This is a genomic window from Pseudomonas bubulae, from assembly GCF_037023725.1.
Lineage (GTDB): Bacteria > Pseudomonadota > Gammaproteobacteria > Pseudomonadales > Pseudomonadaceae > Aquipseudomonas > Aquipseudomonas bubulae.
On the sequence record NZ_CP146077.1, the window covers coordinates 4,206,865 to 4,230,204 of the forward strand.

Below are 23,340 nucleotides of genomic sequence, written 5' to 3' on the forward strand. Positions count from 1 at the left end.
TGCCACCAACGAACATCCCGGGCCTGCCCTGCAGGCCCGGACTAACGTTTGAAGGCACTCCCCGGCCGGGCACACAGGTCCACCAGCCAGTCCACAAAGACACGTACCCGCGGCGACAATTGCCGATGGTGTGGATATAAGGCTGTTAACGCCAGCCGCGGTGGCAAACAGTCTCTGAGCACTTCTTGCAGGCGCCCTTCGCGCACCAGCTGCGCAACATGGTAATGGGGGGTTTGCACCAGCCCGTACCCCGCCACACACGCCGCCAGATACCCCTCGGCACTGTTGACCGCAAGCCGCTTGGGCAAGTCGACGAGGCGCACTTCATCATCGACCTGGAATTCCAGCCCGTAACGCTTGCCCGAGGCGCTGGAGAAATATTCCACCACCTGATGCCCGCTCAGGTCTTCGAGCGATTGCGGTACACCGCGAGCTTGCAAATAGGCAGGGCTGGCGCATGTCACCTGATCCATCTGCACCAGGGGCCGCGCCACCAGGGAGTCGTCCATGGTCAGTCCACCGCGGATCACACAATCCACACCTTCCCGAATCAGGTCCACCGGGCGGTCGTTGAGGCCGATTTCCAGTTCGATCTGCGGGTAACGGTCCGTGAACTCCGGCAAGGCCGGCAACACCACCAGACGCCCCACCGAAGCGGGCATCTCGACCCGCAGCGTGCCTTTGGGCTGGCTGCCGCGAAACAGCCCTTCGGCATCTTCAAGATCATCCAGCAGGTTGACGCAGCGCTGGTAGTACGCCGCGCCGTCCAGGGTCGGACTGACCTGGCGAGTGGTGCGATGCAGCAGCTGCACGCCCAAATGCGCTTCCAGTTGCTTGATCAACACCGTCACCGATGCACGAGGTAATTGCAGACTGTCGGCAGCCTTGGTAAAGCCGCCCAGTTCAACGATGCGAGTGAAGACCCGCATCGCGTTGAAACGGTCCATAACCCCTCCATTGTTTAGAAATTACGAACAGTGATGGTGTATTTACCCTGTTTATCTTGCCACTGTCGAGGTGAAGAATAGCTCTACCCCACTCATTCAGGAGCACCTCGCATGCACACTCGCCAACTGGGTAAAGACGGACCTCAGGTCAGCGCTATTGGCCTGGGCTGCATGGGCATGAGCGACTTCTACACCACCGGCAGCGACACCCGCGAAGCCGTGGCCACCCTGCACCACGCTCTGGAACTGGGCATCAACCTGCTCGATACCGCCGACATTTATGGGCCACACACCAACGAAGAACTGATTGGCCAGGCCATTCGCGGGAAACGCGAGCAAGTGTTTCTGGCCAGTAAATTCGGCATCGTCCGCGACCCGGCCAATCCGGCCTTTCGCGACATAAATGGTCGCCCCGAGTACATCCGCCAGGCCGTCGAAGGCAGCCTCAAGCGCCTTGGGGTTGAGACGCTCGATCTGTACTACCAGCACCGCATGGACCCGAACGTACCGGTTGAAGAAACCGTCGGCGCGCTGTCAGCTCTGGTCAAGGCAGGCAAGGTGCGTTATCTGGGCCTTAGCGAGGCATCGGTGGCGACCCTTGAACGAGCGCACAAAGTGCATCCGATCAGCGCATTGCAAAGTGAGTACTCGCTGTGGAGCCGCGACCAGGAAGGCAACGGTTGCCTTGAAGCCTGTCAGCGCCTGGGCATTGCCTTTGTGCCCTACAGCCCGCTGGGTCGGGGGTTTTTGACCGGTGCGCTAAGAACCGTGGACGATTTTGCCGCAGACGATTTCCGCCGTTTCAATCCCCGTTTCCAAGGTGAGAACTTCGGCAAAAACCTGCTGTTGGTCGAACAAGTGCAAACCCTGGCTGCCGAAAAAGGCGTGACGGCCGGGCAACTGGCGTTGGCCTGGGTACTGGCACAGGGCGATTACCTGATCCCGATTCCGGGCACCAAGCAACGCAAGTATCTGCAGGAGAATGTGGGAGCGCTGGAGGTCAAGCTGAGCGCCAGCGAGCTGGCCGCACTGGAAAGCATATTCCCGGCCAGTGCCGTGGCCGGGTTGCGCTATGCCGAAGCAACGATGAAGCAGCTCACGCTCTGAGACTGCACTACCTTTACCCTATCCTGTGGGAGCGAGCCTGCTCGCGATACAGGCAAACCGCGTCGCCTGTTTCGCGAGCAGGCTCGCTCCCACACCATCAGGTCATATCACAGCACGTCAGAAATCCCGTTTGTAGAAGATATCCAGCGAGCTGGCAAAACCGCTGGCTACTTCGACATACACACGCTTGCTCAGTTTGTAGCGCAGGGCAATGGTACTGGCAGGTTCAAACACACCCACACCATAGCGTACGCTCAGCCGCTCGTTGATCTTGCCACTGGCCACCACTGCAGTGCTGTTGCCGGTGCCTTCGGTATCAAGCTCAAAATCCTTGATCCCCAGGTGGTTGGCCAGGCTGGTGGTAATCCCCGAACTGCCCATCAGGCCCAGGCCCAGCGCCGCCTGCGCCAGCAGGTTTTCATCTTCCCCGGTACCCGTCAGCGGACGCCCAAGAATCAGGTAGGACAACGCCTGTTCCTGACTCATGGCCGGTTCCGAGAAGATTTGCGTAGTGGGCTGTTCCGCACTGCCTGTCAGGCGAATCCCGGCAATCACGTCGTCGGTCTGGCGGACCGCTTCGATATCCAGATAAGGCTGGTCAATCGGCCCGGCGAACAGCAAACGCGCACGGCGTATGGTCAGCTTCTGGCCATAGGCACGGTAGCGACCGTTATTGAGGCGCAGCTCGCCACGGGTGTCCATGTCGTTGCCAATATGCACCTGCCCCGCCAGATCGGCGTTCAGGCCAAAGCCGGAGAATGTCAGCAACTCCTGCCCCACCACCACGGTGATATCCATGTCGACCTGCATCGGCGCGGCTTCACCCGTCGTCTGCTGGCCCACAATCACCGTGTCATCTGACACCTTGACCGTCGAGGGTGGCAATTCCCGTACCACGATTTCACCCTTGGGCACGTTCACCGTACCGGCGATCAACAGGGTGTTGTCGGGGTTGAGGGAGATTTTCAGGTCCGGGGCGACTTCCAGCTTGGCATAAGGCTCGACCGTCACCGGCAGGTTGTTGCCCTTGACCAGCACATTGACCGCCACTGCCTGACCCCAGGCCACATTGCCGCTGACGCTGCCCTGGCCCTTGTCGCCGCTGGTCCAGCCGCCATTGATCTGCGCCGTTTCGCCGTTGATGGCCAGCGAAAGCTGCACATTCTCGAAGTTGGTCGGCAGCTCCGGCCCCGAGATTTCACCGCCGGTCAGGGCCACATTGCCGTTGACATGGGGCGACAGCAAAGCACCCGATATCGTGCCAGAGCCGTTGAGCTGGCCGGTGAGTTTTTCCACCATCGGCGCAAACGGACGAATCATCGACACATCCAGCCCGGTGAGACGGAATTCACCGGTAACAGGTTTGCTTTTGGGCAGCGGATTGATCCGCGCTGCCAGCATCAACTGCCCCAGCTTGCCACCATCGAAATCAAGCCGCGATTCAACCCGGTTAGGGGTCAGGTTGCTGGTCAGCTTGAACGCCTGGTATGGGAAGTCCAGCCACTGGCCCTTGTCTTTGAAGCGCAACGTGCCACCACTGGCATCCACCACCACCTGGCCTTTAGGCCCGCTGGCAGGCAAGTCCAGCATCAAGTCGGCATTGAGCTGGCCCTGCCACTGGAAGTCCTTGGGCAACCACTCAGCCAGGCTGTCGAGGGGGAACTGCTTGAGGTGCAGACGCAGTTTCGGGTCCGGCACCAGGCGCTGCTCTTCGCTGCACAAGCTCGCCGGGCCGGAGAGCCAGCACTGCGCGCCCAGATTGAGCCGGCCATCGGCCAGGCGCTCCAGCCGTGCCGGGTTTTGCAGCACCCAGGCCTGGCCGCCGGCCTTGACGTCGCCACTGGCCAGTCGCCCGCGCCAGTTGCCTTTGTCCAGGCCGCCATCCACGGCCAGGCCCAGTTGCACCAACGGTCCTTGCAAATCCAGCTTGAGCTGCTGACGCTTGATATCGCCACTGCCGTTGGCGGTGAGCACGCCCAGTTGGGTGTCACCGGCGCGGATGCCGCTGCCCTTGAGGTCGATGCGGCCACGCTGGTTGCGATCGAGGCTGGCATCCAGGGTCAGGCTTTGCAGATGATTGTCGGCAAACGCAAGTTGCTGCCCATTGAGCGCCACTTTGCCTTGCGGTGCCTTGAGGGTTCCGCCTACATCGACACGGCCCTTGAGCTGACCGCGCAGTTCGGGCCACAGCTGGCCCAGACGCGGCATATTGAGATCAAGCTGGGCCTTGATTTGCTCCTGCAAACTGGCGCTACCATTGATGCGATTATCGCCCAGGCGAATATCCAGCGCACTGACGGTCCAGGCCTCACCGGCGCCCTGGGCCTTGGCTTGCAGCACCGCAGGCAGGCCGCGCAAACGGCCCTTGAGGTCGAGATTGGCATCCAGCTCCAGACGCTCGTTTTTAAATGAACCCTTGCTGCGCAACGGGCCTGCCAGCGTACCCGGCAACTCGGCCACCCAATACGCAGGGTTGAGCGCACTCAGGTCCAGCGCCGTGTCCCACACCACGCCATCGGCAAACTGCACATTGACGTGGCCCTCGGCTTTGCCCTGCCCGGCCACCAGTTTGAGCTGCGGCAGGAAGACCTTGCCCAGATCGCCACTGAACGGGCTGCTGAGGCTGAACTTGCCCGCCGGGCCATCAAGGTCCGCCTTGAAGTTGCCCAGATAGTTACCGTCGCGATAGGACACTTCAGCCACAAACGTGCGCAAATCCACATCAGGCTTGTCGATCAGCGGATACAGGTTGTGCCAGGGAAACTCCAGCCAGTCGATTTTGGCCTCGGCGCTCAAGCCTTCATGCCAGTCCACTTGCCCCGACAGTTTCAGGCGCTGCTGCGGGTTGGCGGTCAGGTCCAGCGCAGCGATCTGCGCACCCTTGGCATCCACGCGGCCTTTGAGCTGCAGGTTCACTGGCTGTTTTTCGGCAGGCAACAGGGCGCTGCCATTCAATTCATAGCCGTCCTTGAGGTCGCCCTTGGCCGTCAGCAACAACTGATTGAGCACCAGGGTGTCCGGCAGATCGGGGCTGGCCTTGAACGGTTCGGCGGTGATTTTCAATTGCGCCGGCAAGTTGTCGGCCAAAGGCTGCAGCTCGCCCGTCAGGTGCGCATTGATATAACCGGTGGTGTCGGCCTTGAGGTTCAAGCTAGTACGCAGATTGCCATCAACCTTGAGCGCGATCGCCAGGGGTTTGCCATCCGGAGCTGGCAGGCTGACGTTACCTTGCAAGGTCAACGGCCAGTCGCCATTGGGTTGCAGCAGGCCGGACAGGTCAACATTGAGGTCTTCGCGCTCGACCTGCACCGAGTCGAGCTGCAAGCCCTTGGCCGTCCACTGCGCCGACATCTGCATGCCCTTGAGCTGCTCGATGCCGTTGAACAGTACATTGCCGACCTTGACCACACCCACTTCAATCGCCAGCGGCAATTTCAGCTCCGGCAGGCTGATCGGCCCGCTGCTGCTGTCTTCACTGGGCGGAAATTGCAGGCTGATGGCGTCAGCCTGCAATTGATCGATACATAGCGTCATGCGGGTCAGACAGCCCGGCGACCAGGCAAAGATCGGCCGGCTTACCTCCACCCGGCTGGTGCCTTGCTCCCACAAGAGATGATCGGCACCCCACTGGCCGCCCAGGCGCCCGGCAAAATTCTCCACCTGCAAACCCGGTACCTGCCCCAGCACCCAGCGGCTGCCTGCTTGCGTACCCAGAATCACGCCCACACTGACAACGGCCAGCAGCACCAACGCCACCAGCACCAGCCCGGCTATTTTCAAACCACGAATCACAGTTCTGGCCCCATCGAAAAGTGCAAACGGACACCGCCATCGTCATCCAGCGCATGGGCCAGATCCAGACGTATGGGGCCTACCGGCGAGATCCAGCGAATACCAACGCCGACCCCGGTTTTCAGGCTCGGAAAGTCCAGTGTGTTGAACGCATTGCCCTGGTCGACAAAGGTCGCCCAGCGCCACTTTTCGGCGAACTGATATTGATATTCCAGGCTACCCGCGAGCATGTAGCGCCCGCCAATACGATCACCTTCGGAGTTTTTCGGCGACAGACTCTGGTAATCATAACCACGCACGCTCTGGTCGCCACCGGCGAAGAAGCGCAGGGACGGTGGAATCGATTTGTAGCCGTTGGTGGCACTGCCACCAAACTGGATCCGGCCCAAAAAGCGGTGTTTTTCCCACAGGGTGGTCAACGCCTTGAACTGCACATCGCCATGCAGCAGGTTGGTATCGGACATCAACCCTTGCTTGGCCACCTGCATATCCGTGGTCACACTGTAGCCGTGACTGGGGTCGATGCGGTTGTCGCTGCGCAATACCGAATAGCTGACGCCCGGCATCAGCAAGGTACTCAGGCCCGAGTCATCGCCCAGGCGGTACTCTTCATGCTGCCATTTGAGCGAGATGACGCGCGTCCAGCCGTTATCCAGTTTGCTGTGCCACTCCGGGCCGACCGTGAGCAGCTTGCTCAAGGTGTCGGTGTTGGCGATTTCTTCGTTTTGATAACCGGCGGCAAGACGCAGTTTATCGGTCAGCGGTGGATCCAGCGGGATGTCATACCAGGCACCGACGTTTTGCTTGGGCTGGGATATTTCGGATTCAAAGCCGTAGCTGTCACCGCGCGGGTTGCCCCAGTGGCGCATCCAGCTGGCCTTGCCACGGGCTCCGGTATCGGTCGAGTAACCCAGGCCCAGGGTCATGGTGCGCGGCTTGCGGGTTTCCAGGTCGACGTCGACCGGGATCACCTGCCCCACCGCAGTACTGGGTGCGGCATCGACGCGCACCACTTCAAAGTAGCCACTGCTTTGCAGGTTCTGGTTAAGTTCGGCAACCAGTTCCGAGTCGTACGGGGTATCCGGGGTAAACGGCACCATGCGTTGCAGCAAGGTCTGGTCAAAGGGTGCATCGCCGGCAAAACTGACTTTACCGAGAAAAAAACGCGGGCCGCTTTCGTAGACCAGATTGATATCGGCAAAACCGCCCTTGGGGTCGACCAGCAGTTCATGCTGAGTGAATTTACCATTGAAAAAACCGTAACGCAGGGCACGGTTCTGGATCAGGCGTTTGGCGTCTTCGTAGTTGCCCTGATTGAGCACCGCGCCGGGTTTGAGATCATCGCTGGCCGGTATCTGAAAGGCCTTCAGCGAAGCGGCCGGGCCTTCGACGCGCACGTTGACGTTGCGCAGATGCACCGGCTCGCCGGGATCGATGCTCAACACCAGACGCGGCGGATCGCCGGGCTTGACCTCGGCGTCGATGGAGGGCTGGTAGTAACCCAAGGCCTGGGAGGCTTTCAGGGCCTGCTCCTGCGCGCCACGTTGAAAACGCAAAAGCGCTTTCTCGTCACGATCGCCGAGGCTGCCAATATAGCCTTCCACGTTGGCCTTGAGGGCGTCGTTTGCCGGTTTGACCTTGACCACCAACTCGCTTTGGGCACACGCCGCAAAACTGCTGAGCAGCAGGACAACACCACTGGTAAATCTTCCTGGGAACGTCATAGGCGCGGATGCTATCACGGGCTGGGGTGCTCATAGAGCGCGTCAACGGGCAAAAAGTTCGTGTTCAAACCGTTGCGGTATGTGACACCTGCGGATTGGCATGGAAGAACACATGTTCTATCACCGGCCCCACCGCAACTTCCCCGATCTCCACATAGCCCTGGCGCTTGTAGAATTCAAGGTAATGCGGGTTTCCGGTGTCGAGCACCACACCTTCGGAGTGCTCGTCCTCGGCGCACCAGTTATGCACTGCTTCAAGCAACTGCTCACCGTAATGCAAACCCTGGAATTCGGGATGAATACCCAGCAACGGCAGCATATGCACGGCATCTCCCGGCACGCAGGCCTGCACTGCCTGGTGATAGTCCAGATACCGCCGCGTGCAGTTCAGCCCGGCACTGAGCACCATGCGCAACTGCCAGGCCCAGCTTTCGGTAATCCCCAGGCGCCGCTGCGGCGGGGCAATCAGGGCAATGCCCACCAGGCGGTCATTGACCAGCAACCCCAGCGCCGGCAAGTCCTGAAAAAAATGTTGCCTGACCAGCTCCCGCACTGTCGCGCGAACCCGTTGTTCGTAACCGCTGCGCTCGGCGTTGAACAGAAAGCGGAATGTCGGCTCATGGCGATAGGCCTGATACAGCAAGGAGCGCGCTTCTCTTGAATAGCCACTGTCAAGCAACTGGATCTGACTGGTGGCGTTCGGCGTTTGCGTCATGCGATCAACTCCCCGGCGCGGCCTGGATAGCGGCGCTTCTAATGCGTACGAACCCCCGAGGGCCACAACAGTTCCATCATGGCCAAGTGCATCCTACGTTAGCAGTGCATTTGCCCCACTGCACGCTGGCAGCCAGAGCGTCAGTCCGCTAGCATCGCAGTTTTGTTCAGGACTGCCCGCCCATGAAAATCGTTTCATTCAACATCAACGGCCTGCGCGCTCGGCCACATCAGCTGGCAGCGCTGATCGAGAAACACCAGCCTGACGTGATCGGCCTGCAGGAAACCAAGGTCCATGACGATCAGTTCCCCATCGCCGACATCGAAGCGCTGGGGTATCACGTGCACTTCCATGGTCAAAAAGGCCATTACGGGGTCGCCCTGCTCTCGCGCCAGGCACCTCTGGAGCTGCACAAGGGTTTTGCCGGTGATGAAGATGACGCCCAGCGGCGTTTTATCTGGGGCACTTTCGCTGACGAAAACGGCCAGCCGGTGACCATCATGAATGGTTACTTCCCACAAGGCGAAAACCGCGATCACCCCACCAAATTCCCGGCCAAGCAGCGTTTCTACAGCGACCTGCAGCAGCTGCTTGAAAGCCAGTTCAGCAATGAACAACCACTGGTGGTAATGGGCGATATCAATATCTCGCCGCAGGACTGCGATATCGGTATCGGCCCGGACAACGCCAAGCGCTGGCTGAAAACCGGCAAGTGCAGCTTTTTGCCGGAAGAACGCGAGTGGCTGGAACGTCTCAAGGGCTGGGGCCTGGTGGACAGCTTTCGCTACCTGCACCCGGACGTGGCCGACCGTTTCAGCTGGTTCGATTACCGCAGCCGTGGTTTTGAGGATGAGCCCAAGCGTGGCCTGCGCATTGACGTAATCCTCACCTCCCAGGCGCTGGTGCCACGCATCAAGGCAGCGGGTGTGGACTACGACCTGCGTGGCATGGAAAAACCATCGGATCATGCGCCGATCTGGCTGGAATTGAGCTAAGAACAATCCCGTAGCAGCTGCCGAAGGAACGAGGCTGCTGCTACAGAGGGGCCTGTCATCGGCTTGAAACCTTTCTGACTTAAATTGCAGGCCTTTCTATGGCTCCAGGAAGGTGCCTGCCGATGCTGCGTTTTATGTCCTTGACCCTGTTATGCGCGCTGACCGGCCTGGTCTGCGCTGCCGACCTGCGCATCCAGGGCTCCAACACCATCGGCGCCAACCTTGGCCCTGCACTGGTCAGCGCCATGCTCGCCGAGCAAGGCCTGCATGACATCCACAGTGTCCCGGTCATCCCGCCCAACGAGCACACTATTGTCGGCACCACGGCGCAGGGCCGGCAGATCCGGGTGGATGTCGCCGCCCATGGCTCGGGTACCGGCTTTACTGCCCTGGCCGCCGGGCATGCGGATCTGGTGGCGTCCTCGCGCCCCATCAAGGACCGCGAACTGGTAGACCTTGAGCGCCTGGGAGACCTGAAAAGCCCGAGCGCCGAACAAGTGATTGCCATCGATGGCCTGGCGATCATTCTCCACCCGCGCAACCCGCTCAATCAGCTTGATACCGAGCAACTGGCACAGGTTTTCAGTGGCCAGATCAGCCGCTGGGAACAGCTGGGCGGGGTCGGTGGTGCCATTCATTTATATGCCCGCGATGGCCAGTCCGGCACCTGGGAGACCTTTAAAGAGCTGGTCTTGAACCGCAACGGGCAGTCCTTGAGCAGTACGGCACAGCGTTTCGAATCCAGCGAAGAGCTATCCGATGCCGTCAGCCGTGACCCACAAGCCATCGGCTTTATCGGCCTGCCGTATATCCGTGAGGCCAAGACCCTGGCTATCGTTGATGGCGCATCGCAGCCCATGCTGCCGCTCACCAGCCTGATTGCCAGCGAAGACTACCCCTTGTCGCGGCGTCTGTTCTTTTACCTGCCTCCCTCGACGATAAATCCCTGGGCAAAAGCACTGGTTGCCTTCACCCAAAGCCCGCAAGGTCAGGCCATTGTCGGGCAAAACGGCTTTGTCGCCCAAAGCGTACAAGCTGGCAGCGTGCTACCGGGCGGGCACATGCCCCAGGCGTATCAGGCGCTGACGCGGGAGGCACAGCGCCTGTCAGTCAACTTCCGTTTTGAAGAAGGCAGCGCCTCACTGGATAACAAGGCGCGTCAGGACTTGCTGCGTGTGGCCGACTACCTGAGCGCCCATGGCAAACTCGACAAACAGATCACACTGGTGGGTTTTGGCGATGCCAAGGATGACCCGCAGCGTGCACAATTGCTGTCAACGTTGCGGGCGATGGCCGTACGCCGCGAGCTGGTGAAAAGCGGCGTGGTGCCCAGGGAAATTCGTGGCTATGGCGCACAAATGCCGGTGGCAGCCAATATCGAAGATGAAGGGCGCCAGAAGAATCGTCGGGTTGAGGTGTGGGTTTATTGAGTGTGCAAGGTCAAATGCCCCCTCTCCCTAGAGTGCATATTTATCCAGCTCAAACTTGCCCACTGCCGCCCGGTGTACTTCGTCCGGACCATCCGCCAGGCGCAGCGTGCGCTGCATGGCGTACATATAAGCCAGCGGAAAATCCGCCGAAACCCCTGCCCCGCCATGCATCTGAATGGCCCGGTCAATCACCTTCAAGGCAACGTTGGGCGCGACAACCTTGATCTGGGCGATTTCACTTCTGGCCACCTTGTTGCCTACCGTGTCCATCATATACGCAGCCTTGAGGGTCAACAGGCGCGCCATGTCGATCTCCATGCGCGAGTCGGCGATCTTGTCGATATTGGCCCCCAGACGTGCCAGCGGCTTGCCGAACGCGGTACGTGCCAGCGAACGCTTGCACATTAAAGCCAGTGCCCGCTCGGCCATGCCAATCGAGCGCATGCAGTGGTGAATCCGGCCCGGCCCAAGACGCCCCTGGGCAATTTCAAAGCCCCGGCCTTCACCCAACAAAACGTTTTCATACGGCACTCGTACGTTGTCGAACAGCACTTCGGCATGACCATGAGGAGCATCGTCGTAGCCGAATACCGGCAGTGGCCGTACGATTTTCACCCCTGGGGTGTCTACCGGCACCAGGATCATTGAGTGCTGCTGATGCCGCGGATTTTCAGGGTTGCTCAAGCCCATGAAAATCATGACCTTGCAGCGAGGGTCACAAGCTCCCGACGTCCACCATTTGCGGCCATTGATCAGCCACTCGTCACCGTCACGCACGGCGCATGCCGTCATATTAGTAGCATCCGACGAGGCGACGTCCGGTTCGGTCATGGCAAACGCCGAGCGAATGTCACCCCGCAACAGCGGCTCCAACCACTGTTTTTTTTGTGCCTCGCTGGCGTAGCGCACCAGTACTTCCATATTGCCGGTATCCGGTGCCGAGCAGTTGAAGGGCTCGGAACCCAGCATCGAGCGCCCCATGATTTCTGCCAGCGGCGCGTATTCAAGGTTGGTCAGCCCGGCGCCCAGTTCGGACTCTGGCAAAAACAGATTCCACAGCCCTTCAGCCCTGGCCTTGAGTTTCAACTCTTCCATGATCGCTGTGGGCTGCCAGCGATCACCTTCAGCCACCTGCTGATCAAAAATCGCCTCCGCCGGGTAAACATGGGCGTCCATAAACGCTGTCACACGCTCACGCAGTGCCTGAACTTTCGGAGAGTAAGCGAAATCCATAAGTGACTACCTTCTACCGGGCTGCTGAAAAGTGATACCCGATGCTAGATTAGCCACCCTTTATTTGCGCCATCTATTAACGACGCGTATTACCATTCATAAGCAATATATGATCGGGGCGCGTTTTCCTTTCCAACAACAAGAGCCAGCGCGTCATGAACCTGAACAAGGTCGATCTCAATCTGTTTATCGTCTTCGACGCCATCTATACCGAAGCCAACCTGACCCGCGCCGGGCAGATTATCGGCATCACCCAGCCAGCCGTGTCCAATGCCCTGGCGCGATTGCGCGAGAGCTTCAATGACCCGCTGTTCGTGCGCACCGCCCAGGGCATGGTGCCCACCCCCATGGCACAGAACATCATCAGCCCGGTGCGCAGTGCCCTGGCGCTGTTGCGTGTTTCGGTGCAGGAAAGCCGCACCTTCAACCCCCTGCAAGCCAACAAGACCTACCGCATCAGCATGACAGACCTGTCAGAAGCGGTGATTTTGCCGCCGCTATTCCAGCGGCTACGGCGTCAGGCGCCTTCGGTGGTGGTCGAGAGTTTTCTCTCTCATCGGCGTGAGACCACCAGTGATCTGGCTGCCGGGCGTCTGGATTTTGCGATAGATGCCCCCCTCAATACCGACCCGCAGGTACGCCATGTCAAATTGATGGAAGACCGTTACGTCTGCGCCATGCGCCAGGGCCACCCATCGGCCGGCAAGGCAACCCTGAGCCTGGATGAATACCTGGCGCTGACCCACATTCATATCTCGACCCGACGCAACGGCCTCGGCGAGGTCGACCTGGCCCTGGGCAAGATGGGCCTGCAGCGCAAGATCACCCTGCGCTCGCAGCATTACCTGATGGCCTCTAATGTGCTGCAGCAAACCGACATGGCAATGACCGTGCCCGAGCGTTTTGCCCGCCGCCATGGCCTGCACTTTGTAGCCTTGCCCCTCAATGAACTGCCCAATGTGGAAACCCATTTGTACTGGCACGAAAGTACCGAGCAAGACCCGGCCAATCGCTGGATGCGCGAGCAACTGATAGAGCTGTGCCAGCAACAACAGAAATTCGAAGCCGCAAGCCTGCTTGACGTATACGTCAACCAAGCTTTAGTTTAGCAACACGATTTCTCCAGAGCCCGCCCATGAGCAGCCAGACGTACAGTATTTCCGACCTTGCCCGTGAACTTGACATCACCACCCGTGCCATTCGCTTTTATGAAGAGCAAGGCCTGCTCGCCCCTGAACGACGCGGTCAGGAGCGGGTGTATTCGGCGCGGGACAAAGTCAGCCTGAAACTGATTCTGCGCGGCAAGCGCATCGGCTTTTCGCTGGCCGAATGCCGCGAACTGATCGAGCTTTATGACCCCACCAGCGGCAACCAGAAACAGCTCAACAGCATGCTGGCCAAAATCGCCGAACGCCGCGAGCAGCTTGAGCAGCAGTTGCTGGATATCCAGCAGATGCAGCTGGAGCTCGATACCGCTGAAGAGCGGTGTCTCCAGGCGCTGGAACAGACCATAAAAAAACAGACGACTAACAGTCCCTCGCTCTGACTGACCGCCTGCGAACTCCAGCACACCCCCATCTGCCCCCTCTCCCTCCGGGAGAGGGCTGGGGTGAGGGTTGGGCAAGACCCCATTTCAACGGACACGGTGATCCCCATGACACTTCCAACCCATGTGCGGCTGATCGAAGTAGGCCCGCGCGACGGTCTGCAAAACGAGGCCCAACCCATCAGTGTCGCGGACAAGGTGCAACTGGTTGACGCCCTGACCGACGCCGGATTGGGCTATATCGAAGCCGGCAGCTTTGTCTCCCCCAAGTGGGTGCCGCAAATGGCCGGTTCGGCTGAAGTCTTCGCACAAATCCGCCGCAAGCCGGGCGTGGTCTACGGTGCGCTGGCACCGAACCTGCGTGGTTTTGAAGATGCCGTGGCCGCCGGGGTAAAGGAAGTCGCGGTATTTGCCGCCGCATCCGAAGCGTTCTCGCAACGCAATATCAATTGCTCGATCAGCGAAAGCCTGGCGCGCTTTGTGCCCATTATTGAAGCGGCCAGGCAGCACGGCATCAGCGTACGCGGCTATGTGTCCTGTGTGCTGGGCTGCCCTTATGAAGGCCAGGTCAGTGCGCAGCAGGTGGCACAGGTAGCGCAGGAGCTGTACGCCATGGGCTGTTACGAGGTGTCACTGGGCGACACCATCGGCACCGGTACACCGACAGCCACACGCACCCTGTTTGAGACGGTAGCGGCTTGCGTCCCGCGGGAAAAACTCGCCGGGCATTTCCACGATACCTACGGTCAGGCGCTGGTAAATATCTACGCCAGCCTGCAGGAAGGCATCGCGGTATTCGACAGCTCCATCGCCGGCCTCGGCGGTTGCCCCTATGCCAAGGGTGCCAGCGGTAACGTGGCCACGGAAGACGTGCTGTACATGCTCAACGGCATGGGCATCGATACCGGGGTCGACATGGACAAGCTGTTACTGGCCGGCGCGCACATCTGCAAGGTGCTGGGTCGTGTTACCGGATCACGGGTGGCAAAGGCCCGCCAGGGCTAAAAAGTGTTCCGGGGTGTTACCTCGCCGCCACACAAACGAGTAACACGGAAACAAACCGGCCATGCCCAAGGCCGGTTTTATATTGTCTTATTTTTCAAGTAGTTGATTTATAAGGGTTTTTAAAAGTTGGCACGGCTCCTGCTATCTCTATGGCATAACAAGAATAAAAACCGCAGCAACATAATAAAAACAATACGAAACGACTCTGACATAACAAAAACAACACGGCAGAGACGCAGCTAACAGATTTTTTTGGAGAAGGTTTACTTTTCCGAGGCGCCTAAAAACCACCTCGCAACCGGGCAGAGAAGAATAAAACTACCTTCAGGTAGCACCCGCACAGGTTGGATCACGGGTTTGATAGCCGGTGATAAAAGTGGATCAGCGCTCAAAAAAATACGTTTGCTCTTGACCCCGGATGGGGGTCGCACAAAAACGCAGCAAAAGGGCGAGTTCCAAAAACAACAATAGACCGCCCTTCAATAATAAAAAAAGAGCACGCAACGACATATTAAAGGGGAGCCTCGGCTCCCCTTTGTGCTATCTGTGGTTTGATAATTTGCTTAACTGCATACCCCCGTGGGAGCGAGCCTGCTCGCGATTCAGGCGGCGCGGTCTGTCTGGCAAATCGCGGTGATGCCATCGCGAGCAAGGCCGTTCCCACGGGTTTGGTCATTTCTGTTGGCACTCCTGAATACTGATCTCGCGCATTTTGAATTTCTGGATCTTGCCGGTCACGGTCATCGGGAATGCATCGACAAACTTGAAAAAACGCGGCGCTTTAAAGTGCGCAATCCGCGACTTGCACCAGGTTTGCAGCTCAAGCTCATTGGCCGTATGACCGGGATGAAACTTGATCCAGGCAACGATCTCTTCGCCATATTTGGCGTCAGGAATACCCACAACCTGCACGTCAGCCACTGCCGGGTGGGTAAAAAAGAACTCCTCCAGCTCCCGCGGGTAAATATTTTCTCCACCGCGAATAATCATGTCCTTGTTGCGCCCCACAATGCGTACATAGCCCTGCTCATCCATCTGCGCCAGGTCACCGGTATGCATCCAGCCGTCACCGTCGATGGCATCAGCAGTGGCCTGCGGGTTGTTCCAGTAACCGAGCATCACGCTGTAGCCACGGGTACACAACTCGCCAATCTCACCCCGGGCAACGGTGTTGCCCGCAGCATCGATCAACTTGCTCTCAAGTTGTGGCTGGGTACGCCCCACCGTGGTAACCCGCAATTCCAGTTCATCCGCAGGCCCCGTCTGTATCGATACCGGGCTGGTTTCGGTCATGCCATAGGCGATTTGTACTTCGCCCATATGCATTTCACTGATGACGCGGCGCATGACCTCGATCGGGCATGTGGCCCCGGCCATAATCCCCGTGCGCAGGCTCGACAGATCAAACGAGGTACGCTGCGGGTGGTCGAGCATGGCGATAAACATGGTCGGCACACCGTACAGCCCGGTGGCGCGCTCTTGCGCAACCGCTTGCAGCGTAAGGCCCGGGTCAAAGGCCTCCGCAGGGTAGATCATGGTAGTGCCATGGGTCACGCAACCCAGATTACCCATCACCATGCCAAAGCAGTGATAAAGCGGCACGGGGATTACCAGACGGTCGCTGGCCGTCAGCCCCAGGCTTTCGCCTACCATATAGCCATTATTGAGAATATTCTGATGGCTAAGGGTCGCCCCCTTGGGGAAGCCTGTGGTACCGGAGGTGTACTGGATATTGACCGGCTGGTCGACGTGCAGGCTGGCTTCGCGGCAGCGTAACTGCTCCGGTTCGACCTCGTCAGCCAACATGGCAAGGTGCGACCACGGCAAAAAACCTGCCGGCGGCTCAGCCGCGAGGCTGATGACCCCACGCAAATCGGCAAAGCGCACACAATCCAGCGCCCCGACCGATTGCTCCGCCAGCTCAGGGATCAACTCCTGGAGCATGGCGTGATAGTTGGACGTCTTGAACGCGCCCGCACACACCAACCATTGACACGCCGATTGCTTGAGTACGTATTCGAGTTCCGAGAGCCGGTATGCCGGGTTGATATTGACCAGAATCACGCCAATCTTGGCGCTGGCAAACTGGCTGATAAACCACTCGGCGCCATTAGGCGCCCACACCCCCAGCCGGTCCCCTGCCTGCAAACCCAAAGCCAGCAGTGCCCTGGCATGCAGGTCGACCTCCTCGGCCAATTGTGCCCATGTATAACGTTGCTGCTGATGGCGTACCACCAACGCCTCCCCCTGCGGGTAACGCGCAGCAGTCTGATCAAAAGCCTGGCCTATCGTCATCGCCAGCAGCGGTTTGTCCAGCGCACCCTGGCTGTAACTGGGGACGGATTGCAACTTCATGGCAACTCCTCTTGTGATTGTTTTGGGAGCATGAGCAAGGCGCGTACTGCACCGGCTCATTTGAAGAACAACAAATACTCTGGCCTAAGTTGACGTTAACGTAAAGGTCGTTGACAGTTAAAGGCGCCAAGTTTACGTTAACGTAAAGGTTATCAATGGCGACGCAGTAACCGCCTCCACAAGAACAATGAATATAGGTGCCCCATGAGCTACCCGACCCTGAACTTCGCCCTGGGCGAAACCATCGATATGCTGCGCGATCAGGTCCAGGCATTCGTCGCTGCCGAACTGGCGCCACGGGCGGCGCAAATCGACAAGGACAACCTGTTCCCGGCCGACATGTGGCGCAAGTTCGGTGACATGGGGTTGCTCGGCATCACCGTCTCAGAAGAGTACGGCGGCACCGGCCTGAGCTATCTGGCCCATGTGGTGGCCATGGAAGAAATCAGCCGCGGCTCGGCATCGGTGGCCCTGTCCTACGGCGCCCACTCCAATCTGTGCGTCAACCAGATCAACCGCAACGGCACCCACGAACAGAAACTCAAATACCTGCCCAAGCTGATCAGCGGCGAACACGTCGGTGCCCTGGCCATGAGCGAACCGAACGCCGGTTCCGATGTGGTTTCGATGAAACTGCGCGCCGACAGACGCGGCGACCACTTTGTCCTCAACGGCAGCAAAACCTGGATCACCAATGGCCCGGACGCCAGCACCTATGTGATCTATGCCAAGACCGACCTGGAGAAAGGCCCGCACGGAATCAGCGCATTTATCGTTGAGCGTGACTGGAAAGGCTTCAGCCGCAGTAGCCATTTCGACAAGCTTGGCATGCGCGGTTCCAACACCAGCGAGCTGTTTTTCGACGACGTCGAAGTGCCTCAAGAGAACCTGCTGGGCACCCTCAACGCCGGCGTAAAGGTCCTGATGAGCGGCCTGGACTACGAGCGTGTGGTGCTCTCGGGCGGCCCCACCGGGATCATGCAGGCGTGCATGGACCTGATCGTGCCGTACATTCACGACCGCAAGCAATTCGGCCAGAGCATCGGCGAATTTCAGTTGATCCAGGGCAAGGTGGCTGACATGTACACCCAGCTCAATGCCAGCCGTGCCTATCTGTATGCCGTGGCTGCCGCGTGCGAACGTGGCGAAACAACGCGCAAGGATGCAGCCGGCGTGATTTTGTACAGCGCCGAACGCGCCACGCAAATGGCCCTCGATGCCATTCAGATTCTCGGCGGCAACGGCTACATCAATGAATTCCCTGCCGGGCGCCTCCTGCGCGACGCCAAACTGTATGAAATCGGCGCTGGTACCAGCGAAATCCGACGCATGCTGATTGGTCGCGAACTCTTCAACGAAACCCGCTAAGGAGCGCAGGCATGTCCATCTTGCAGACGACAATCAACCCGCGTTCGGCCGAGTTCGGGCTTAACCGCGACGCCATGCTCAAACAGGTCGACGCCTTGCATGCCCTGCTAGCGCAGGTGCAACAAGGCGGTGGCGCCAAGGCGCAGGAGCGGCATACCTCACGAGGCAAGTTGCTACCTCGCGAACGGATTGACCGCCTTTTGGACAGCGGTTCGCCCTTCCTTGAATTGAGTCAGTTAGCGGCTTACAACGTGTACGGCGAAGACGTTCCGGCAGCCGGGATCATTGCCGGCATTGGTCGGGTCGAGGGCGTGGAGTGCATGATTGTCGCCAACGACGCGACGGTCAAAGGCGGTTCGTACTACCCACTGACGGTCAAAAAACACCTGCGGGCGCAAACCATCGCCGAGCAGAACCGCTTGCCGTGCATTTATCTGGTGGACTCGGGGGGTGCCAACTTGCCGCGCCAGGACGAGGTGTTCCCGGATCGCGAGCACTTTGGACGGATCTTCTTCAACCAGGCCAACATGAGCGCAGCGGGCATCCCGCAAATTGCCGTGGTCATGGGCTCCTGTACCGCAGGCGGTGCCTATGTACCCGCCATGGCCGACGAAGCCATTATGGTGCGTCAACAGGCAACGATTTTTCTCGCTGGCCCGCCGCTGGTAAAGGCCGCCACGGGCGAAGTGGTCAGCGCCGAAGACCTCGGCGGGGCCGATGTGCACTGCAAGATTTCCGGGGTGGCCGACCACTATGCCGACAGCGACGAACACGCCCTGGCGCTGGCCCGGCGCAGCGTTGCCAACCTCAACTGGCGCAAGCTGGGCCAGTTGCAGCAGCGCACACCACAGGTACCGCTGTACGACCGTGATGAGCTGTACGGCATAGTCCCGGCTGATGCCAAGCAGCCTTTTGATGTACGCGAAGTGATTGCGCGGCTGGTGGATGGCTCGGTATTCGATGAGTTCAAGGCCCTGTTCGGTACCACGCTGGTGTGCGGCTTTGCCCATTTGCAGGGTTACCCGGTGGCGATTCTGGCCAACAACGGGATCCTGTTTGCCGAGGCCGCGCAAAAGGGCGCGCACTTTATCGAGCTGGCCTGTCAGCGCGGCATCCCCCTGGTGTTTTTGCAAAATATCACCGGCTTTATGGTCGGGCAGAAATACGAAGCCGGTGGGATTGCCAAGCACGGTGCCAAATTGGTCACCGCCGTTGCGTGCGCCAGGGTGCCCAAATTCACCGTGATCATTGGCGGCAGCTTTGGCGCCGGCAACTACGGAATGTGCGGCCGCGCCTACGATCCACGCTTCTTGTGGATGTGGCCAAATGCCCGAATCGGCGTGATGGGTGCGGAGCAAGCCGCGGGTGTGCTGGTGCAGGTCAAGCGCGAACAGGCCGAGCGCAATGGCGTCGGGTTTACAGCCCGGGAAGAGGCCGAGATCAAGCAGCCGATCCTCGACCAGTACGAGCATCAAGGCCACCCCTACTACTCCAGCGCGCGCTTGTGGGATGACGGCGTGATCGATCCGGCGCAAACCCGAGTGGTTTTGGCCCTTGGCCTGTCGGCGGCCTTGAACGCCCCTGTCGAAGCCACCCGTTTCGGTGTGTTCCGGATGTAACCCCACAGCCTTTCAGGACTGACAAACATGATGGATTTCAACACCCTCGAACTGCACACCGATCCCCGGGGCTTTGCCACCCTGTGGTTGAGCCGCGAGCAGAAGAACAATGCATTCAATGCCGAGATGATTCGTGAGCTGATTCTGGCGCTGGAGGCCGTACAAGCCGACCCTGCCCTGCGTTTTCTGGTGCTGCGCGGGCGCGGCAAGCATTTCAGCGCCGGTGCCGATCTGGCCTGGATGCAGCAATCGGCCGAACTGGACTACCACACCAACCTTGACGACGCCCGCCACCTGGCCGAGCTGATGTACAACCTGGCCAAGCTGAAAATGCCCACCCTGGCCGTGGTCCAGGGCGCGGCCTATGGTGGTGCGCTGGGCCTGATCAGTGCCTGCGACATGGCTATCGGCGCCGAAGACGCGCAGTTCTGTCTGTCGGAAGTGCGTATCGGCCTGGCACCTGCGGTGATCAGCCCCTTCGTGGTGCAGGCCATCGGTGAGCGCGCTGCCCGGCGCTACGCCTTGACGGCTGAACGCTTCAGCGGCGAACGTGCCCGGGAACTGGGCTTGCTATCGGAGTGCTACCCGCTCGCCGAGCTTGAACAGCACATCGACCTCTGGATTGACAACCTGCTGCTCAACAGCCCCCAGGCCATGCGCTCATGCAAGGACCTGTTGCGGGAAGTCAGCCACGGAGCACCGACCCTGGCTATTCGCCGTTACTGCGAAAACGCCATAGCTCGCATCCGCGTCAGCCCCGAAGGCCAGGAGGGCTTGCGCGCCTTTCTGCAAAAACGTGCCCCCAGCTGGCAAGCCGATCCATCGACCCTGGAGCCGCGTTCATGAGCGCCCCTATTCTGACATCCGTACTGGTTGCCAACCGTGGCGAAATCGCCTGCCGGGTAATGCGCACAGCCAGGGCCCTGGGCCTCACCACAGTAGCCGTCCACAGCGCGACCGATCGCGATGCGCGGCATTGCCGCGAAGCCGATATCTGCGTAGACCTGGGGGGCAGCAAAGCGGCCGACAGCTACCTGAAAATCGACAAGATCATTGCAGCCGCCAAGGCCAGTGGGGCCCAGGCCATTCATCCCGGTTATGGCTTTTTGTCGGAGAACGCAGGCTTTGCCCGTGCCATTGAAGCTGCCGGGCTGATATTTCTCGGCCCGCCCGCCAGTGCCATTGATGCCATGGGCAGCAAGTCCGCCGCCAAGACCTTGATGGAAGTGGCGGGCGTACCGCTGGTGCCGGGTTACCACGGCGAAGCCCAGGATCTGGAAACCTTTCGCCTCGCCGCAGAACGCATCGGCTATCCGGTGCTGCTCAAAGCCACGGCAGGAGGTGGCGGCAAGGGCATGAAGGTGGTCGAGGACGTCGCCCAGCTGGCAGAGGCGCTGGCCTCGGCACAGCGCGAAGCCCTGTCGTCCTTTGGCGATGCGCGCATGCTGGTGGAAAAGTACGTACTCAAGCCACGACACGTGGAAATCCAGATTTTTGCCGACCAGCACGGCAACTGCCTGTACCTCAATGAGCGCGACTGCTCGATTCAGCGCCGCCACCAGAAAGTCGTAGAGGAAGCGCCAGCACCGGGCCTGAGTGTCGAACAGCGTCAGGCAATGGGCGAGTCCGCCGTGCGTGCGGCCCAGGCCATCGGTTATGTGGGCGCGGGCACTGTAGAGTTCCTGCTGGATGCGCGAGGCGAATTCTTCTTTATGGAGATGAATACGCGCCTGCAGGTTGAGCACCCGGTCACTGAAGCCATCACCGGCCTCGACCTGGTGGCCTGGCAAATCCGCGTGGCACGAGGTGAAACCCTGCCCATCAGCCAGGCTCAGGTCCCGTTGAACGGCCATGCCATAGAAGTGCGACTGTATGCAGAAGACCCGGGCCATGATTTCCTTCCGCAAACCGGCCGTCTTGAGGTGTATCGCGAGTCGGCCGCTGGCCCGGGCCGTCGCGTGGACAGCGGTGTCAGCGAGGGCGACGAAGTTTCACCGTTCTACGACCCGATGCTGGGCAAGCTGATTGCTTGGGGTGAAGACCGCGAACAGGCACGTTTGCGCCTGATGGCCATGCTCGATGAATTCGCTATTGGCGGGCTGAAAACCAACCTGAATTTCTTGCGCCGCATTATCGGCCACCCTGCCTTCGCCGCAGCCGAACTCGATACCGGATTTATCCCACGCTACGAAGAAGAATTACTGCCTGCTGCCGAACCTTTGCCTACGGCATTCTGGTCTGCCGCTGCCCAGGCATTCAGCCAAAGTCAACCGCTACGGGTACGCAACGATGACCCGGCATCGCCCTGGTCGACAGCCAATGGCTTTCGTAGCGGTCTGCCGGCAAACACCTTGCTGGTTCTGGCCTGCAAGGGTGAACAGCAGGTTATCCACCTCAGTGGCAACACCACCACTTTGCGCGATGAACACTTGCTCATCGAGCAGGACGGTGTACGCCGTCAGCACCTGGCCATCCGTCGGGGCGATGCGCTGTACCTGCGCTGGGACGGTGAACTGCACTGCGTGCGTCTGCACGATCCGATCAGCGCCGTGGACGCCAGTCACACGGCCCAGGGCGGCCTGACTGCACCGATGAACGGCAGCATCGTACGTGTGCTGGTCGAGGTCGGGCAAACCGTCGAGGCCGGTGCTCAGCTGGTGGTACTGGAAGCCATGAAAATGGAACACAGCCTGCGAGCCCCCCATGCAGGCGTGATCAAGGCGCTGTTTTACCAGGAAGGTGAAATGGTCAGTGAGGGTTCGGCACTGGTCGAGCTGGAATGAGAAAAGGCGGGTACCGTGACCGGTATCCGCCTTTTCACTTGCAGTATGGACACACCGCTTCTAAAACTTGGCAGTGGCCTGTACCACCACGCCGATAATCCGGCAGTTTTCATCAAACAGGGTTTTCGGGTAGGTCGGATTAAGTGGCTTGAGGTAACGTTGCCCGCTTTCTTCGATCAACTGCCGGAAAGTCGTGGCATCGGATTCCGGCGTAAGAGCGATGACCATTTTGCCTGGCGTGGCCTCGATGTCCGGATCAACCAGAATCATCATCCCCTGCGCAATGCTGACCCCCACCGGGGCAGTCATTGCGTCTCCCGTGACCAGCAGCCAGAACGCAGCGCCTTTGGCGTAGTGATCACTCACTTCAAACAGCGTACCGGGCGGTGCATAACCGGGCAGCAGCTTTTCGCTGACGTGACCCGCCGCTACCCAGTCGCGCACCGGGTAGCGGAATGCCGATGTGATCTCGTAGGTGTATTCGTCAAACCCGGGCTTGTCGCCCGCCTCGTTGCGCTCACGAATCACCAGGGCGACCTCAAGGTGCTCCAGCCCAAGGGCGTGAAGTACGTTGTTCATCGTCGGCAAGTCGGGTTGACGGCGTTTATTGAGCCAATGGCCGACCCCGCCCTGGGAAGCCCCGACGCGTTCGGCTAGTTTTTCTTGCGTGAGTTTCAGCTCGCGCAATTTGGTTCTGACTAAAGCGATCCATTTATCCATC

17 protein-coding genes are annotated in these 23,340 nt (G+C 59.6%); 10 read left to right on the forward strand and 7 right to left on the reverse strand.

The features are described from left to right. Positions 1–41: 41 nt before the first annotated feature. Positions 42–947, reverse strand: coding sequence for a LysR family transcriptional regulator (locus V6L81_RS19360; protein ID WP_095001665.1), 906 nt, complete (start codon positions 945–947; stop codon positions 42–44). A gap of 111 nt (positions 948–1,058) precedes the next feature. Here V6L81_RS19360 and V6L81_RS19365 point away from each other — a divergent pair, with 111 nt between their 5' ends. After that, positions 1,059–2,054: an aldo/keto reductase gene (locus V6L81_RS19365; protein WP_095001666.1), complete on the forward strand. Its 996-nt coding sequence runs from the start codon at positions 1,059–1,061 to the stop codon at positions 2,052–2,054. A gap of 117 nt (positions 2,055–2,171) precedes the next feature. Here V6L81_RS19365 and V6L81_RS19370 read toward each other — a convergent pair whose 3' ends face one another. From V6L81_RS19370 to V6L81_RS19380, 3 genes are all read right to left on the reverse strand, one after another. Next, positions 2,172–5,846: a translocation/assembly module TamB domain-containing protein gene (locus V6L81_RS19370; protein ID WP_218722853.1), complete on the reverse strand. Its 3,675-nt coding sequence runs from the start codon at positions 5,844–5,846 to the stop codon at positions 2,172–2,174. Next, the gene (locus tag V6L81_RS19375) at positions 5,843–7,570 is read right to left on the reverse strand and encodes an autotransporter assembly complex family protein (RefSeq protein WP_095001668.1); all 1,728 of its coding nucleotides are present in this window, start codon (positions 7,568–7,570) and stop codon (positions 5,843–5,845) included. The genes V6L81_RS19370 and V6L81_RS19375 overlap by 4 nt, the downstream gene beginning before the upstream one ends. A gap of 64 nt (positions 7,571–7,634) precedes the next feature. Further along, a complete protein-coding gene (locus V6L81_RS19380; RefSeq protein WP_095001669.1) occupies positions 7,635–8,285 on the reverse strand; it encodes a GNAT family N-acetyltransferase in 651 nt (216 codons plus the stop codon). Between the two features lie 182 nt (positions 8,286–8,467). Between V6L81_RS19380 and xthA the strand changes: the two genes are divergently transcribed. Together xthA and V6L81_RS19390 are read left to right on the forward strand one after the other, a co-directional pair. Further along, complete coding sequence (gene xthA / locus V6L81_RS19385; RefSeq protein WP_095020891.1) at positions 8,468–9,280, forward strand: exodeoxyribonuclease III; 813 nt, start codon at positions 8,468–8,470, stop codon at positions 9,278–9,280. A 122-nt stretch (positions 9,281–9,402) separates the two neighbouring features. After that, on the forward strand, positions 9,403–10,710 hold the full coding sequence (locus V6L81_RS19390; RefSeq protein ID WP_404824641.1) for a substrate-binding domain-containing protein: 1,308 nt from the start codon (positions 9,403–9,405) through the stop codon (positions 10,708–10,710). A 27-nt stretch (positions 10,711–10,737) separates the two neighbouring features. On the opposite strand, the gene V6L81_RS19395 is transcribed toward V6L81_RS19390, so the two are convergent. Then, the gene (locus V6L81_RS19395; protein ID WP_095020893.1) at positions 10,738–11,943 is read right to left on the reverse strand and encodes an acyl-CoA dehydrogenase; all 1,206 of its coding nucleotides are present in this window, start codon (positions 11,941–11,943) and stop codon (positions 10,738–10,740) included. Positions 11,944–12,098: 155 nt separating this feature from the next. On the opposite strand from V6L81_RS19395, the gene V6L81_RS19400 reads away from it, so the two are divergent. The 3 genes from V6L81_RS19400 to V6L81_RS19410 all read left to right on the forward strand — a co-directional run bounded on the left by V6L81_RS19400 (position 12,099) and on the right by V6L81_RS19410 (position 14,494). Continuing rightward, positions 12,099–13,052: a LysR family transcriptional regulator gene (locus V6L81_RS19400; RefSeq protein WP_095019303.1), complete on the forward strand. Its 954-nt coding sequence runs from the start codon at positions 12,099–12,101 to the stop codon at positions 13,050–13,052. Positions 13,053–13,078: 26 nt separating this feature from the next. Beyond that, positions 13,079–13,489 carry a MerR family DNA-binding transcriptional regulator gene (locus V6L81_RS19405; protein ID WP_095001674.1) on the forward strand — a complete coding sequence of 137 codons (411 nt, stop codon included), beginning with the start codon at positions 13,079–13,081 and terminating at the stop codon, positions 13,487–13,489. A 108-nt stretch (positions 13,490–13,597) separates the two neighbouring features. Further along, positions 13,598–14,494: a hydroxymethylglutaryl-CoA lyase gene (locus tag V6L81_RS19410; RefSeq protein ID WP_095019304.1), complete on the forward strand. Its 897-nt coding sequence runs from the start codon at positions 13,598–13,600 to the stop codon at positions 14,492–14,494. 672 nt (positions 14,495–15,166) lie between these two features. On the opposite strand, the gene V6L81_RS19415 is transcribed toward V6L81_RS19410, so the two are convergent. Beyond that, positions 15,167–16,849: an AMP-binding protein gene (locus V6L81_RS19415; protein ID WP_323166024.1), complete on the reverse strand. Its 1,683-nt coding sequence runs from the start codon at positions 16,847–16,849 to the stop codon at positions 15,167–15,169. 204 nt (positions 16,850–17,053) lie between these two features. Here V6L81_RS19415 and V6L81_RS19420 point away from each other — a divergent pair, with 204 nt between their 5' ends. The 4 genes from V6L81_RS19420 to V6L81_RS19435 are packed head-to-tail and all read left to right on the forward strand — an operon-like array spanning position 17,054 to position 22,619. After that, a complete protein-coding gene (locus tag V6L81_RS19420; RefSeq protein ID WP_095022892.1) occupies positions 17,054–18,217 on the forward strand; it encodes an isovaleryl-CoA dehydrogenase in 1,164 nt (387 codons plus the stop codon). 11 nt (positions 18,218–18,228) lie between these two features. After that, the gene (locus V6L81_RS19425) at positions 18,229–19,836 is read left to right on the forward strand and encodes a carboxyl transferase domain-containing protein (RefSeq protein ID WP_338660271.1); all 1,608 of its coding nucleotides are present in this window, start codon (positions 18,229–18,231) and stop codon (positions 19,834–19,836) included. 27 nt (positions 19,837–19,863) lie between these two features. After that, the gene (locus tag V6L81_RS19430; protein WP_095038682.1) at positions 19,864–20,682 is read left to right on the forward strand and encodes a gamma-carboxygeranoyl-CoA hydratase; all 819 of its coding nucleotides are present in this window, start codon (positions 19,864–19,866) and stop codon (positions 20,680–20,682) included. Next, a complete protein-coding gene (locus V6L81_RS19435) occupies positions 20,679–22,619 on the forward strand; it encodes an acetyl/propionyl/methylcrotonyl-CoA carboxylase subunit alpha (protein WP_218722850.1) in 1,941 nt (646 codons plus the stop codon). Before V6L81_RS19430 ends, V6L81_RS19435 begins: the two co-directional genes overlap by 4 nt. 60 nt (positions 22,620–22,679) lie before the next feature. On the opposite strand, the gene V6L81_RS19440 is transcribed toward V6L81_RS19435, so the two are convergent. After that, positions 22,680–23,339, reverse strand: a complete 660-nt coding sequence (locus V6L81_RS19440) for a S24 family peptidase (RefSeq protein WP_338660272.1) — start codon at positions 23,337–23,339, stop codon at positions 22,680–22,682. Position 23,340: the final 1 nt, after the last annotated feature.